Annotated in this window: 1 protein-coding gene; it reads left to right on the forward strand. The window is 66.6% G+C overall.

The genetic code is table 11. The features are described from left to right. Positions 1 to 147: 147 nt before the first annotated feature. Positions 148 to 458: hypothetical protein (locus AC5RVV_RS18095; protein WP_494002724.1), on the forward strand; the 311-nt coding region annotated here is incomplete at its 3' end.

A 458-nucleotide genomic window follows, 5' to 3' on the forward strand; every position in this document is an offset into this window, starting at 1 on the left:
CGGCTCAGCTGCCCACCTATGTGGACGTCGACCTGGCCGACTACGGGACCATCTGGGCAGCGGCCGGGCATCCCAGCACCGTTTTTCCCACCGATTACCCGGCCCTGCTGCGGCTGACGGCCGGAATGCCGCTCAAGGTTGCCTGAGATGACGTCCCAGCCCGATGTTCCCGACAGCGACGAACTCAAGGACATCCTGCGCGCGGTCTTCGATGCACAGATCCCGAATTTCGGCTCCTACAACCTGGTCTACGGCGGCCCCGGGAGGCGGAGCCGAATGGATCGGCCGGGAAGCGGCGGCAGGACCGGCTACTACGTGGTGGGATACCGCTGGCAACCGGCGGAACTGGTGATCGCGCCGTTCAATGTCCCTGCGCTCACGGGCGCGGGCACCCCGACGGCGATCAACATGACGAACCTGTCCCATGCCGTCATGCTGCCGGGCGGAGGCTACGAGGC

The sequence above is a fragment of the Arthrobacter sp. MDT2-34-1 genome (assembly GCF_059091365.1).